General features: G+C 38.5%; 12 protein-coding genes, 1 tRNA gene and 1 pseudogene. 12 read left to right on the top strand and 2 right to left on the bottom strand.

All coding sequences use genetic code 11. From position 1 onward, the window contains the following. Positions 1–25: 25 nt before the first annotated feature. The 3 genes from G7084_RS07295 to G7084_RS07285 are packed head-to-tail and all read left to right on the top strand — an operon-like array spanning position 26 to position 2,407. On the top strand, positions 26–919 hold the full coding sequence (locus tag G7084_RS07295; protein ID WP_166011370.1) for a hypothetical protein: 894 nt from the start codon (positions 26–28) through the stop codon (positions 917–919). Then, positions 912–1,895 (top strand): hypothetical protein, encoded by a 984-nt coding sequence (locus tag G7084_RS07290; protein ID WP_166011368.1) that lies wholly within the window; start codon positions 912–914, stop codon positions 1,893–1,895. Before G7084_RS07295 ends, G7084_RS07290 begins: the two co-directional genes overlap by 8 nt. A gap of 2 nt (positions 1,896–1,897) precedes the next feature. Beyond that, entirely contained in the window at positions 1,898–2,407 is a 510-nt protein-coding gene (locus G7084_RS07285) for a dUTPase (protein ID WP_166011366.1), read from the top strand. Between the two features lie 64 nt (positions 2,408–2,471). Here the strand turns inward: G7084_RS07285 and G7084_RS07280 are convergent, their stop codons facing one another. Next, positions 2,472–3,383 carry a DMT family transporter gene (locus tag G7084_RS07280; protein ID WP_166011364.1) on the bottom strand — a complete coding sequence of 304 codons (912 nt, stop codon included), beginning with the start codon at positions 3,381–3,383 and terminating at the stop codon, positions 2,472–2,474. A gap of 174 nt (positions 3,384–3,557) precedes the next feature. Here G7084_RS07280 and G7084_RS07275 point away from each other — a divergent pair, with 174 nt between their 5' ends. Together G7084_RS07275 and G7084_RS07270 are read left to right on the top strand one after the other, a co-directional pair. Beyond that, the gene (locus G7084_RS07275; protein ID WP_166011362.1) at positions 3,558–4,052 is read left to right on the top strand and encodes a QueT transporter family protein; all 495 of its coding nucleotides are present in this window, start codon (positions 3,558–3,560) and stop codon (positions 4,050–4,052) included. 15 nt (positions 4,053–4,067) lie between these two features. Beyond that, entirely contained in the window at positions 4,068–4,799 is a 732-nt protein-coding gene (locus G7084_RS07270) for a 3-oxoacyl-ACP reductase (protein ID WP_166011361.1), read from the top strand. A 227-nt stretch (positions 4,800–5,026) separates the two neighbouring features. Here G7084_RS07270 and G7084_RS07265 read toward each other — a convergent pair. Further along, a tRNA-Arg gene (locus tag G7084_RS07265) sits at positions 5,027–5,098 on the bottom strand. Between the two features lie 270 nt (positions 5,099–5,368). On the opposite strand from G7084_RS07265, the gene G7084_RS07260 reads away from it, so the two are divergent. From G7084_RS07260 to G7084_RS07230, 7 genes and pseudogenes are all read left to right on the top strand, one after another. Next, positions 5,369–6,715, top strand: a complete 1,347-nt coding sequence (locus G7084_RS07260; protein WP_166011359.1) for an ATP-binding cassette domain-containing protein — start codon at positions 5,369–5,371, stop codon at positions 6,713–6,715. Positions 6,716–6,755: 40 nt separating this feature from the next. Continuing rightward, complete coding sequence (locus G7084_RS07255; protein ID WP_166011356.1) at positions 6,756–7,316, top strand: XRE family transcriptional regulator; 561 nt, start codon at positions 6,756–6,758, stop codon at positions 7,314–7,316. 203 nt (positions 7,317–7,519) lie between these two features. Beyond that, entirely contained in the window at positions 7,520–8,377 is an 858-nt protein-coding gene (gene ispE, locus G7084_RS07250; protein WP_166011354.1) for a 4-(cytidine 5'-diphospho)-2-C-methyl-D-erythritol kinase, read from the top strand. An 87-nt stretch (positions 8,378–8,464) separates the two neighbouring features. After that, a pseudogene (gene nagA / locus G7084_RS07245) lies at positions 8,465–9,638 on the top strand (N-acetylglucosamine-6-phosphate deacetylase). A 10-nt stretch (positions 9,639–9,648) separates the two neighbouring features. Continuing rightward, positions 9,649–10,341, top strand: coding sequence for a GntR family transcriptional regulator (locus tag G7084_RS07240; protein ID WP_166011352.1), 693 nt, complete (start codon positions 9,649–9,651; stop codon positions 10,339–10,341). 227 nt (positions 10,342–10,568) lie between these two features. Further along, positions 10,569–11,180, top strand: a complete 612-nt coding sequence (gene rpsD, locus G7084_RS07235) for a 30S ribosomal protein S4 (RefSeq protein ID WP_166011350.1) — start codon at positions 10,569–10,571, stop codon at positions 11,178–11,180. A gap of 283 nt (positions 11,181–11,463) precedes the next feature. Next, positions 11,464–12,621 (top strand): DUF998 domain-containing protein, encoded by a 1,158-nt coding sequence (locus tag G7084_RS07230; RefSeq protein WP_166011348.1) that lies wholly within the window; start codon positions 11,464–11,466, stop codon positions 12,619–12,621. Positions 12,622–12,624: the final 3 nt, after the last annotated feature.

The following is a 12,624-nucleotide window of genomic DNA, read 5'->3' as shown; positions in this document are numbered from 1 at the left end:
TAATAAAATTTGCAGGAGGTTTGTTATGGAGCAGACACCATATTTGAAAACTGAGATACAAGACGAACGTGTTCAATTTATGAACGCGTTAGAAGCTAAATTGCAATATATTAGTGATGTTAAACAGGCGATCAATGAAGATAATGATCGGAAGTTGTTTCAACTATTAGACCGAAAGAAATATTTAAATAAAATTGAAGAACAATTAGATGCGCCAGATAATCAACGTGATTTCAGAATGATTGATGATTTGATGGAATCTTTATCACACCATTTGGCACAACGACTCATTCAATACTTATCGGAAAAATTCCCCTTTTTTTATTATGAAGAAGATACCCGTGGGGTTTATCAACTTTACTTTGGAAATTGGTGGGATCGGCGTCATTTTGGGCTTTTAGATCCTATTACGGTTAATTTTATTTTTGATGAAGATGAGTATGAAATGTTGAGTCGCGCAGTTGAATTGGCTGAAGAGGGGCGCCGTTATCACACCAATGTGATTGAGGATACGACTAAGTCCAATGAAGAACTCCAAAAAATTGTTGATTCACAAAATGATCGTGATCAAGAACGAGCGCAATTACAAAGTGAGCTAGAAAAGATGGGCGAAAAGCCTGGTATGTTTGAATCCCAAGAAAATAAAGCGCGGCGAGAGTTTTTGAAGCAACGTTTGGCAGAAATCCGAAATGCGGATGAAAAAGCGCTCGAGGTCCCGAAGTTAATTGCGGACAATAATGCTATCATTTTGAATTACTCAAAGGAAGATACGATTCTAATCTATGAGCAACGGGCAATTAATGATCAGTTTGGTAATTTTGAAAAATTTAAGATGGCAGTTCAAACGCTCTATCACGATTATGTTGCTCAATTAGATGACCAACCATTGTCAAAGAATGGAGGGCGGATACATGACTGATCATATCCAAGGACATTTAGCGGCTTACACTGATTTATTGAAAAATGATGTTGATAGTATTTCGCGACAATTAGAAGAAATTAATTTACTTAATAATGTTACTGATCCACAGCAGATTCATGCCGGATTGCTCCAGTTGGTTAGTTACCAATTAGATACTCATTGGGTTGTGGCTCCACGTCAATATCGAGTGACCGATTGGTATTTGTTGGCAATGCATCGTTTCTTATCATTAGCGGGTGCATCTGAGTATGATATCTTAACGCCGACCGATCGAGAAGAGTTGACAATGGTTTTTCAACAACTTCAAGCTCCGGGTGTTTTTCAATTTGTAGAAAACCAGGGTAATGCCGGTGGTGTTTACTTTATGGAAATGGGGACCAAACAAAAACTTTTTTACTGGTCTTTAGATCGACAAGAATTATTATTCAATTCGCATGCATTAACTAGTTTATTGGTTTCAAATTATCGGGCTAAAGATACGGCGGACAATATTCGTAGCGTAGCTGATTTATTACGGACCTTTGCTCGTTATCTAGAAAAAACGTTTAGCTATCAGGTGGATTATAATATTCTGGAAACTCAAGATACATATCTATATCGCTTAGTTCAAACCGAAATGCCAGCGGGAATGTTGGATCGTTTGTTTGTGTTATCAGCAGAATCAAACTACTTTATGCAAGCTGTGAACAATGGAGCGGCTATGATGTTAGACCATGATGTTGAGATGCGCATTTTTTATGATCAGAACCAGCAGGCGCTCGGTGGCCAAGAATGGCATTTCCAAGTAATTGATGGTCAATCTGCAGTTTCGTGGTTAGATGTTTTGTTAGACTACGACTTTGTAGGAACATGGTATTTGAAAGAACGCCGTAAAATCGAAGTGGCATCACAAAAGCATATTTTTGATGATGGACAGTTACCCGTGAAGCCAACGGTTGTTCAGGCTGAAATTTTGCAACCACGGGGTGTTTAACCATGGAACTGGATTTTGCAACTTACTTAAGATTGGCACGCCCTATGTTTTTAGCCGCGACTGAAGAATGGGAACGTCCGATAAAACGAGATGATTTTTTGTTGAATGATTATTTGAATCTGATGCAAACTTTAACCAATTTAGCCGCTGAAACTAAGGCATTTAATCCTAATCTAGTCGGAAATAAAATCGTTGCGGCAGAGCCGATTAAAAATTTATTCGCTAAAGGTTTGGTGCAATTTCTATTGGTGAGCCTAAAACAACAATGGACTCACTTAATGGTGCTAGAACAGGATGATTTGGAAAAATTAAAAAAATTCCCACAACGCCATTTAAATCATCAATATATTGGGTTGATGACAATGGTTTTAAATAGCTATCATCAAAAACGCCAAAGTGATTTTGCACATGCTTGGCGTTCTTATTTAAAACTAGGTATATTTGAATTAGAGATTGATTCCAGTGAATTAAATGAATTGATTCTGGCACAATTAACAAATGGAAATAAATAAAAAACGGTTAACTGGACATAAATGGTGCAGCTAACCGTTTTTTAATTGAAAAATAAAATGTACATTATTGAGCCTCAAATTTTGTGCGTTTTTCTTTGGGTTGAAAGGCTTGTAAGAAGACGGTGCTGATGATTAAAATGGCCCCGATAAAGTCAATCCAGCCAAAGTTAATTTGGAATAAAGTTACACTCAAAATTGTCGCTATTAATGGTTCAACGGCCCCCACTGTACTAGCAGTTGTGGGTGAAATGAGAGTGAGACTGTGAATGAAGATGAGATAGGCAAATGCGGTTCCTAGGATGATAGAAAAGGCAAGTAAGAGACTAATTTTCGGAGTTAGGGTTGGTCCATTTTGCCAAACCGGATGGATAAAATTAGCAAAAATACCTGCGATTAGCATTGCCCATCCGGAGATAGAAACGGCTCCAAAGGTGTCAATTAATTCTTGTGGTAAGAGCGTGTAAAAAACGGTCGCTACTGCAGCGATCAAGCCCCACAACAATGCTAGTTTTGACATGGCTAAATTACCAACTTGACCGTGAGTGGCGAGTAAGAAGGTCCCAATTACAGCTAAAATGATGGAAAGCACATCCTGCTGTCGAGGAAAGCGACGGTGCACGACGGCTAGAAAAATAACAATCATTATGGGATTGGTGAATTGTAGGACGGTTGCTGTTGCTGCATTTCCGAAATGTATCGCCATCACATAAGCATATTGAATTGAAAACATCCCCACAATTGAGAAAATTAATAGTTGAATTAAACTACGTGGAGTTTTAAATGGGGCTAAAATTTGCTTGGGATTGCGGATTCCAGCGAAAATTAAAATGAGGATCCCTGCGGCTAACAAGCGAAAAGTCGCAAACCATTGTGAATTGAGACCGAGTTCTAATAATAATTTAACAGCAATACTGTTGAGACCCCAAAAAACGGGTCCAGCTATGGCAAAGATTAAGCCTTTAGTTTGATTAGACATAGTGCCTCCTAAAAAGATAATGGTCTAATTGTAGCAGAAAGTTTTCATTCCTGGTATTCTGCAACAATAAATTTGTGCTATGATGGTTTTTAGTGGTTCGTAACCATCCCACGCGTAAAGCCTTACTTTGATTGTAAAAGGTTTTATAATAAAAAACTAGGAGCAAATAAACAAATGCATGTAAAAACAAAATGGTCTGCGCGTGAAATCGCGTTGATGAGTATTGTCGCTGGTCTTTATGTAGCGGTGACATGGTTGGTGGCGCCCTTTGCTTATGGTCAAATTCAATTACGCCTATCAGAAGGATTTAATCATCTGGCAATTTTTAATAAACGTTATATTATTGCAATATCGATTGGCGTTTTTATTGCTAACTTAACATCGCCCTTAGGTATTATTGATGTTATTTTTGGAACATTAGGTACTTTAGTCATGACCAGTTTGTCATATTGGTTGGCACAGAAAGTGGAAACGTTATGGTTGAAATTGACCCTCAGCGTATTAATTGATACTGTAATGATGTGGTCAGTTGCTTTGGAACAATATTGGATTTTTAAGTTGCCGTTCTGGTTAAGCTATGGATGGTTAGCAGCGGGAGAATTTTGTTCGCTGCTGATTGGTGCAATTTTAATTTATTTCTTACAAAAGCGCGTTGATTTATCAAATTAAAAATTAGGTACAAAAATGATTTCACAAAATTATCAAAATCAAATAGTCTTTATTACTGGTGGAGCTTCAGGCATTGGATTGGCCCAAGTGAAAACTTATTTAGCTCTGGGGGCTAAAGTCTGGGCGTTAGATCGTCAAGAAATGCCGATTCAAGATGTTAATTTGCATTCATTTCAGGTTGACTTAGGAATACCGAATGCCTTGCAAGAATGGATCGCTCAGACGGATTTAAGTCAAATTGACATTTTCTTAAGCACAGCTGGAGTTCTAGACGCCTATGTGCCAGCGCTATTAACGGATTACCCAGCTATTCAGCATTTAATGGCAATTAACGTGGATTCAGCGGTACAGTTGACTTTGCCAATTTTGGCCGGGATGGTTCAACGAAAGCAAGGGACCATTGTATATATGACCTCAATTGCTGGTCAAGTTGCTGGCGGCGGTGGGGCAGCGTATACCATGTCTAAACATGCCTTAGTAGGCTGGATGAAGCAATTGGCTTTAGATTATGCGGATCAGAATATTCATATTAATGGAATTGCGCCTGGTGCGATTCAAACGCCCATGAATGCGGCTGATTTTCAAGATGATGGTCAGATCGCTAAAGAAGTGGCAGCCCAAACGCCAGTTCATCGTTGGGCGCAGGCGCAGGAAGTAGCCGATTTAACGCTGTACTTAACGAGTCCGGAAGCCCGCTATGTTCAAGGTCAAGTCTTGACGATTGATGGAGGCTGGACAATTAAATAAAATTTAAATGTAAATTAAAAGCCTACTGACGATTATGTCAGTAGGCTTTATTAGTTTGTTTTATAAACGAATATCTATGTATCAACGTTGGTAATAGATTAATATTGTAGCAAATGCTGTGGTTATGAGTAGGTTTTAACGGTAGGAAAAAATAATTCAATATGTATAAAAACAGCGTCATACCAACAATTAAGCTGATATGACGCAAGTTTGTCAAAACTTCGATATGCCCCTGGAGGGAATTGAACCCCCATCCCAGGGTTAGAACTCCTTTGCACTATCCATTATGCTACAGGGGCATGAACTAACTACTCTATTTTACAAATAATTTCAAAAAAATACAATATAATTATTTGACAATTTAAAATATGGTCGTTATGATAATAGCAATTAAGAAATTACGGGGTATTCAGCCAATGCGCAACTAATCAGTGATAAAAATTTGAGTTATTTTCCTGAAGGGGGAATATTATCTTTTTTGAGACTGATTTATGTGTTTTGACTGGAAGAAGCTTTTTTCAGTGTTTTAAACCATCAGTCTCAGTCCTACTAAGATTGGTGGTTTTTATATGATTAAAATTAATAAAGTGGAAAAAGCAAATGGACAAGGCAAGTTATTTCTCGCGGATCAATTATTGGCTCAGAAGGGTGATAAAATTGGGATTGTGGGGCCAAATGGGGTTGGAAAAAGTACACTACTCCAAATGATATTGGGTCAGGATTTAGAATATCTTGGTAAAATTCAGGTTCAAGGTTTTATTGAAAATGTTCCGCAAATGATTGTAGATCAAAAACAAGAAAGTGGCGGCGAAATGGTTTGGCGAAGAATTCGTGAAGCTATCGGCCAACGTCCTGATATTTTAATTTTAGATGAACCGACGGCTAATTTAGATGAAGCACATCAAAATCAGTTGGTCCAACAATTAAAATATTATCGAGGAATTCTTTTGGTTGTCTCACATGATGTTTACTTTTTAGAACAAATTACAAATCAAATATGGGCCTTCGAGCAAAATGTAATCACCCCATATCATTTGAATTATGTTGATTATCAACGGCAAACTAAACAAAAATTCGAACAGGCTAATCAGGTTTATAGTCGAGAACAACGGAAGAAGAAAAAATTACTATATGAAGCGCAGAAGCAAGTTCAGGCGGGTGATCGTGTGAAACGAAATAATAATACTTTGAAAGGAGATACCGTTCAGGCGCAGTTAACTGGAAATGCCAAATATTTACGTCAAAAGGCCGGGCAATTAGCACAAGGAGAACGTCCAAAGTTAGCTAAAAGTCTTAAGCTCCAAAATGAAATGAATGTGCGTTCCACGCAGATTCTGGCACGGTTAATCGATCTTGAAATTTTCGCACCAACAGGTCCATCCCTGATTGATAATGTGTCTGTAGTTATTAAAGGTGCAGATAAAATTAGTTTAAAGGGACCAAATGGTGTGGGTAAAACAACACTATTACAAGCGACTATGGAAGATGCCAAACGGCATCAACAGACGCAAGTGGGGTATTTTTCACAGAAAGTTGATCAGTTAGAGGATCAAAAAAGTATTCTCTGGAATGTGATGCAAAATTCAGTGGAGTCGATGCAAGTTGCGCGTGACTTTTTGGGTGCTTTTGGATTGCGACGAGACATGGTCGAGCGGAATGTTGCAACTTTAAGTGGTGGTGAGCGGGTTAGAGTCAGTTTAGTTGCGACATTGTTGGCGCAAGCCAACTTCTTGATTTTAGATGAACCAACTAATTTTTTGGACTTGCCGGCGTTAATGGCATTAAGTCAATTTTTAAAAGATTTTAAAGGGGCGGTTTTATTGGTATCGCATGACCAAAAATTCACGTTTGATTTAAATTGGCCAATCTGGGAGATTATGGATCATAAATTACATTTGATTGACGAAAATATTTAGCATAGAATGAAATTATTAAAATAATAGATGGGTGATGAGAATGAATAATCTAAGAACGGTACGTGAATTTTTTGATTTAAGCTTAAATCAAGCCAGCACAGGGTTAGGATGGGATAAAGATTTGTTGCAGGCATTTGAGTTAGGCCAGCAAATGCCCACCGTTTTAGCTTGGCAACATTTGGCTGAATACTATGCTGATTTATTTCATGTAGTGGCCGTGGGCGAGCAGATTGAACCAATTCATTTTCGTTTGAGTGTTGATTATTTAATGAATGTGGGCATGACGATGAATGATCTACTAGCATTTAAATGGTATTTTGAAAATACGCGTCCGGAGTTAGGTAATTTTTATGTAGCACTTTATGATCCGCAAAATGCGCAAATGGAACAGAAATTAACGGACTTAAACGTGATTTTTGAACAATTTGCAGGGTATTTACTGCTTAATCATGATGGTACCATGAATCAATTTATTGACGAAAGAAATCACAATAAGGTTTCGGATTGGCGCTTGATTCTCTATAAGCGGGATAACTTAATTATTGATGTAACAGATCAATTAAGCTACTTTGATTACCTGGTTAATTTTACGGTCATGTAAGGACGTCACGATGCGTTAATGATAGCAATAACGTAGAGTCCTAAGGTTAATATAAAACGATAAATTTTGAAGGGCGTTGATTTTTAAAATCGATGTCCTTTTTGATTGAGATAAGTGTTCTTAGAGTGTCAATGTGATTTCAAGGCAGTTTTGAGCTTTTTTTGCTATAATAAGACAAAAGCAATTAACGAAAGGAAAAGACAATGGAAGTCTTAGAACGGGCGTATGCAAAGCTGAATATTTGTTTAGATACACCTTTTGTACATGCTGATGGCTTACAAGAATGGGACATGTTGATGGTTTCAATTGATTTAGCCGATACGGTAACGATTAAGACGACGAATTGTCACCGTGATATCATGGTTGAATCAACTTCGGGCTTGTTACCAGTGAATGAGCGAAATTTGGCATTCCAAGCAGCTAAATTAATGCAGGAGTTAGCGCAAGTTGAAGAAGGCGTCGAAATTCATATTCAAAAAAGAATTCCCATTGCGGCGGGATTAGGTGGCGGTTCTTCAGATGCGGCAGCGGTGATGCGAGCTTTAAATCGGTTGTGGAACCTTGAGTTATCAGAAGCAGAGCTGGCAAAAATCGGATTAAAAATCGATGCAGATGTTCCTTATTGTATTTACTCACGACCGGCACGGGTGACTGGACGTGGGGAAATTGTGGAACCACTTCAACAAAAATTACCGCCGGTCTACTTTGTGATCGCTAAACCAGCGGTTAGTGTTTCAACCCCCAAATTATTAAGAACAGTCAAATATGACAAACTTGAGCATGGGGATATGCAAGGCTTGATGACGGCGGTGGCTCATGAGTCGTATTCACAACTAGTTCAAGGGATGTTTAATGTTTTAGAACCCGTTTCAGCGAAACAATTTCCTGAGATTATTAGAATTCGGGAAAAAATGCTGCAATTTGGAGCAGATGTGGCGCAAATGTCAGGAACAGGTCCGACCGTCTTTGGCATGACTCAAAAAGAAAGTCGGGCGAAACATATCTATAATGGCTTAAAAGGTTTTGTGGGTGAAACTTATATCACTGGCTTAGCTAAATAAAACACGCTAAAAAGCGTGTTTTTTAGTCAATAAGGTTTATAATGGAGGTGATGGTATATACCACTGCGAAAATGAAAGGGGTTTTCTATGAGTCAGGTCATAATTAATGCAAAAATATATTCTGGAACGGGCGCTAATCCGCTAATTGCTAATGGATTTATTCGGTTTGATCAAACCATCGAGATGGTTGCTTCAATGAAGCAATATGAAGCTAGGGAGATTGATACTGTAGTCGATGCAAATGGTGCTGTAATTGTTCCAGGTTTTATTGATGTTCATACCCATGGAGCGTATGGGTTTGATACGATGGATGGAGATGCTACAGAAATTGTGCAGATGGTTCGTGATGAAATTACGGAGGGAATTACTTCTGTTTTCCCGACTACGATGACACAAAGTGTTGAAAATATTGATAACGCAATGCGTGCGATTAAAATTGCGGCCCAAGAAGAACCTGCGATTCAGGGGTTCATCTTGAAGGTCCATTTGTAAATCCTCACTATAAGGGAGCACAACCGGAACAATACATCATTGCACCAAGTGTTGAATTAGTCCAAAAATGGGATGAATTATCAGGGCATCAGGTCCGTTTAATCACTTATGCGCCTGAAAAAGCAGATGACTTAACGGTCTTTGAAGACTATTTGCGTAATCATAATATTATTGGATCCGTGGGGCATTCAGATGCTACTCGTGAATTCTTACAAAATAATTCGAAAGTCAAACACGTGACCCATTTGTATAATGCGCAGCGTCCTTTAAAACATCGCGATCCCGGTGTAACTGGACATGCACTATTAGATGAAGATTTATATGCTGAAATGATTGTTGATGGCTTCCATATTGCCCCAGACATGGTTAATTTAGCCTTCAAATTAAAGGGATCGCATCGAATTGATTTGATTACTGATTCCATGCGGGCTAAAGGTTTGAAAGAAGGCATTTCAGAGTTGGGGGGCAAAAAGTTTGGGTTAAAGCTGGACAAGCACGCCTCGAAGACGGCACATTAGCTGGATCGGTGTTACAATTTAAGCAGGCCTTTTTGAATATGATGCAATTCACAGGAGCAACGGTGGAAGAAGCGGTTCAAATGGCTTCTGTAAATCAGGCCACCGAATTTGGCTTATTAGATCACAAAGGAACATTGGAAGTGGGTAAAGACGCCGACTTCAATTTGTTTGATGCTCAATTGACGCAATTAGAGACGACCTATAGTTTGGGTCGCAAATTCACACCACAAGACGCAGTCATTAAGAAATAGGGGATTTTAAATGACAGAACCAATTTATGTTCAAATTCATGATGAAATAAAGGAATCAATCGATGCTGGTCGTTGGTCGGCGGGGGACAGAATTCCATCAGAACGAGAATTGTCGTTACAATTTAATGTATCGCGAATGACACTTCGTCAATCAATTATCCTGTTGGTTGATGAGGGTTATTTAGAGCGACGAATTGGTTCTGGAACATTTGTGGCAACCCAACGCTTTCAAGAAAGTTTGGATAGTGCTTTCTCTTTTACCGAAATGATGGATGCAGTTGGTAAAAAGGCCTCATCGCAAGTTATTAACTATAAGGTGGGAGTACCAACAGGGCTTGAAGCCGAAAAATTACAAATTAGTCTAGATACCAGCGTGATTCGAATGGAACGAGTTCGGTATGGAGATGATGAACCAATTGCATTTGAAGTGGCAATTGTTCCTTATGAATTGCTAGTTGGGGTGGAAGAAGAGGTTGTGACTCAATCTCTGTATCAAGCCTTAATGAGTAAGGGGCTAATTGTAAATCAAGCTAGCCGAACATTGACAGCCACATCTGTCAATGAGCGTGTGGCACGTTTACTGGACATGAAGAGTGGGGAACCAGTTTTAGTTTTAACGCAAGTTACGACTGATGATCAAGGGAGCCCGTTTGAATTTGTCCGGACCCAATATGCAGGTAGTCGCTATGAATTTAAGATGTAATTGATTCTCGCCTTTACATTCATGGTATCGATTTGGTATACTAATCAAAGTGTTGAAAACTGCAGCGGATTATCCATAAGCTCGTCAACAATTTATCACCCTCGTTTCAGTTAATGGCGGGGCCTCACCAGTACCTGCGCTGCAGCAGTGAAAGTTAGGATAAATTGCACGAATATGAGGTGATTCTCTAGAATTCAACCAAAATAAAAATTCTGGAGGACATTAATATGTCACGTTATACTGGTCCTAAGTACCGTATCTCTCGTCGTTTGGGTGTTTCATTATCAGGAACTGGTAAAGAAATTGCTCGTCGCAACTATGCACCTGGAGATCATGGTCAAGGTCGTCGTTCAAAGCTTTCTGATTACGGAACTCAATTGCATGAAAAGCAAAAGGTTCGTTTCACGTATGGTTTGACAGAACGTCAATTCCACAATTTGTTCAACAAAGCTGGACAAATTCGTACTGGGGTTCACGGAACTAATTTCTTGATTTTGTTGGAAACTCGTTTGGACAACATCGTTTACCGCATGGGCTTGGCTACTACGCGTCAACAAGCACGTCAATTGGTAAATCATGGTCACATCTTAGTTGATGGAAAGCGTGTTGATATTCCTTCATACGAAGTTAAGGTTGGACAAGAGATCTCAGTTCGTGAAAAGTCACAAAAGAATGTCTACATTTTGGCAGCGGTTGAATCACAATTCGGTCACTTGCCATTCGTAGAGTTCAACAAGGACGCTTTGAAGGGTTCATTGACTCGTTTGCCAGAACGTGAAGAACTTGACGGCGACTTTAACGAAGCTCTTATCGTTGAATACTACAACAAGTTGGGATAATTGGATTATATTTCTTTTTGAGAAATGTCGATTTAATTTAAAATCACGAATTGTTGGTATTTGCGAGAGTTTATAGCAAAAATCGATTTATGACGATTGGCTTTAAAGTTTAATTAATATCAATGAAGGAGTTATTGGATGGTTTTATCCAATGACTTCTTTTTATATGTGTATTGTGTGGGATATTGTTTTGCTAAAAAGTGAATTTGGTATTTTTTATTTTCATTGTTAGAATAAAATGAATGTGGTTTTTATGGTGTATGGTTAGGAATGAGGAATTTGGATGGCAAAAGCAACAATTGAATTACCGGATGAATTTGTCCGTAAATTGAATCTGGATCAGAAACAATTAATTGAAATGCAAATTGTAGATGATCAAATTATCATTGATAAAAATAGTGAAGGTATTCGTCAAGCTAATAAAATTGCTTTCCGATGGGCAATGGTGACTGGCATTGTGAGTATGTTAATTGCGTTGATTAATTTTATTATGCAACGAACAACAACGGTGGGGATGACGGGAGCCAATTCATTGACCCAAATAACGATCTATTTGGGCGGTAGTTTTGGAACACTCAGTTTTTTGGTTATGGCGTTTAAAACACGGCATCAAGCCGGTCACATAATTCGTTGGTATAATATCCTAATGATCACGCTAGCGTATGGGATTTTGGGAACAGCGGTGCTCGCGTTGATTATGTGGGTAATCTCGTCTGCATTTGCGGGAGCAAGGTTAGATATTTATACGATGAGTTTGATCATTGGTGCCCTAGTTGGAACAATGAATTATATCATGGTGATTAGCGCGCAAGGGTTACGGTTTCAACAAGCGGTGTCTGTATTGATCGCCACATTATTTGGAGGCATCATCATGTCTATGGCGACGAATGGATCAGTTGGATGGTGGCAATATAATTTTAGTTATTTGGGGACAGACCGCGTAGGAAATGGATGGATCTTTAATTTTACCTTGATCTTTTCGGCGTTGATTTTATTAACTATTGTTGATTATTTATTTAGTGCCTTAGGGGCTGGAATTCATAAAAATCGTCGATTATTTATTTTACGGTTGCTATTTTCGATTACGGCGATTGCAGTTGGGTTGATTGGCGTTTTTCCAAATAATCCGGGTTGGATGCATCATGTTCATGATGGTATTGCTCAATGGTTAGTGATGATGGTCTTGGTCATGATTGTTGCCATTCGTTGGTTGATTCCAAAGCCTTCTTGGGAATTTTTAGTTATTTCATATGTGATGGCAGGGGGACTAGCTATTTCGGATATTTTGTTCAAAAAATCGGGTTATTTATCGCTAACAGCATTTGAAATGGTTGCGTTTGGATTTGCTTTTGCTTGGCTGATTTTACTTTTACAAAATCTCAGAAATTTAATTTATGATGATGATCAAAAATATGTGGCTAAAATTGAATTAATTAAATAAAAA

It is taken from the genome of Weissella coleopterorum (assembly GCF_011304355.1).
GTDB classification, from domain to species: domain Bacteria; phylum Bacillota; class Bacilli; order Lactobacillales; family Lactobacillaceae; genus Weissella; species Weissella coleopterorum.
This window is presented reverse-complemented; position numbering and strand designations above follow the sequence as displayed.

Bases quoted from the DNA above. Each gene is read 5' to 3' on its own strand.
- G7084_RS07295 (WP_166011370.1), top strand. From the start codon at position 26: ATGGAGCAGACACCATATTTGAAAACTGAGATACAAGACGAACGTGTT.
- G7084_RS07290 (WP_166011368.1), top strand. From the start codon at position 912: ATGACTGATCATATCCAAGGACATTTAGCGGCTTACACTGATTTATTG.
- G7084_RS07285 (WP_166011366.1), top strand. From the start codon at position 1,898: ATGGAACTGGATTTTGCAACTTACTTAAGATTGGCACGCCCTATGTTT.
- G7084_RS07280 (WP_166011364.1), bottom strand. From the start codon at position 3,383: ATGTCTAATCAAACTAAAGGCTTAATCTTTGCCATAGCTGGACCCGTT.
- G7084_RS07275 (WP_166011362.1), top strand. From the start codon at position 3,558: ATGCATGTAAAAACAAAATGGTCTGCGCGTGAAATCGCGTTGATGAGT.
- G7084_RS07270 (WP_166011361.1), top strand. From the start codon at position 4,068: ATGATTTCACAAAATTATCAAAATCAAATAGTCTTTATTACTGGTGGA.
- G7084_RS07260 (WP_166011359.1), top strand. From the start codon at position 5,369: ATGATTAAAATTAATAAAGTGGAAAAAGCAAATGGACAAGGCAAGTTA.
- G7084_RS07255 (WP_166011356.1), top strand. From the start codon at position 6,756: ATGAATAATCTAAGAACGGTACGTGAATTTTTTGATTTAAGCTTAAAT.
- ispE (WP_166011354.1), top strand. From the start codon at position 7,520: ATGGAAGTCTTAGAACGGGCGTATGCAAAGCTGAATATTTGTTTAGAT.
- G7084_RS07240 (WP_166011352.1), top strand. From the start codon at position 9,649: ATGACAGAACCAATTTATGTTCAAATTCATGATGAAATAAAGGAATCA.
- rpsD (WP_166011350.1), top strand. From the start codon at position 10,569: ATGTCACGTTATACTGGTCCTAAGTACCGTATCTCTCGTCGTTTGGGT.
- G7084_RS07230 (WP_166011348.1), top strand. From the start codon at position 11,464: ATGGCAAAAGCAACAATTGAATTACCGGATGAATTTGTCCGTAAATTG.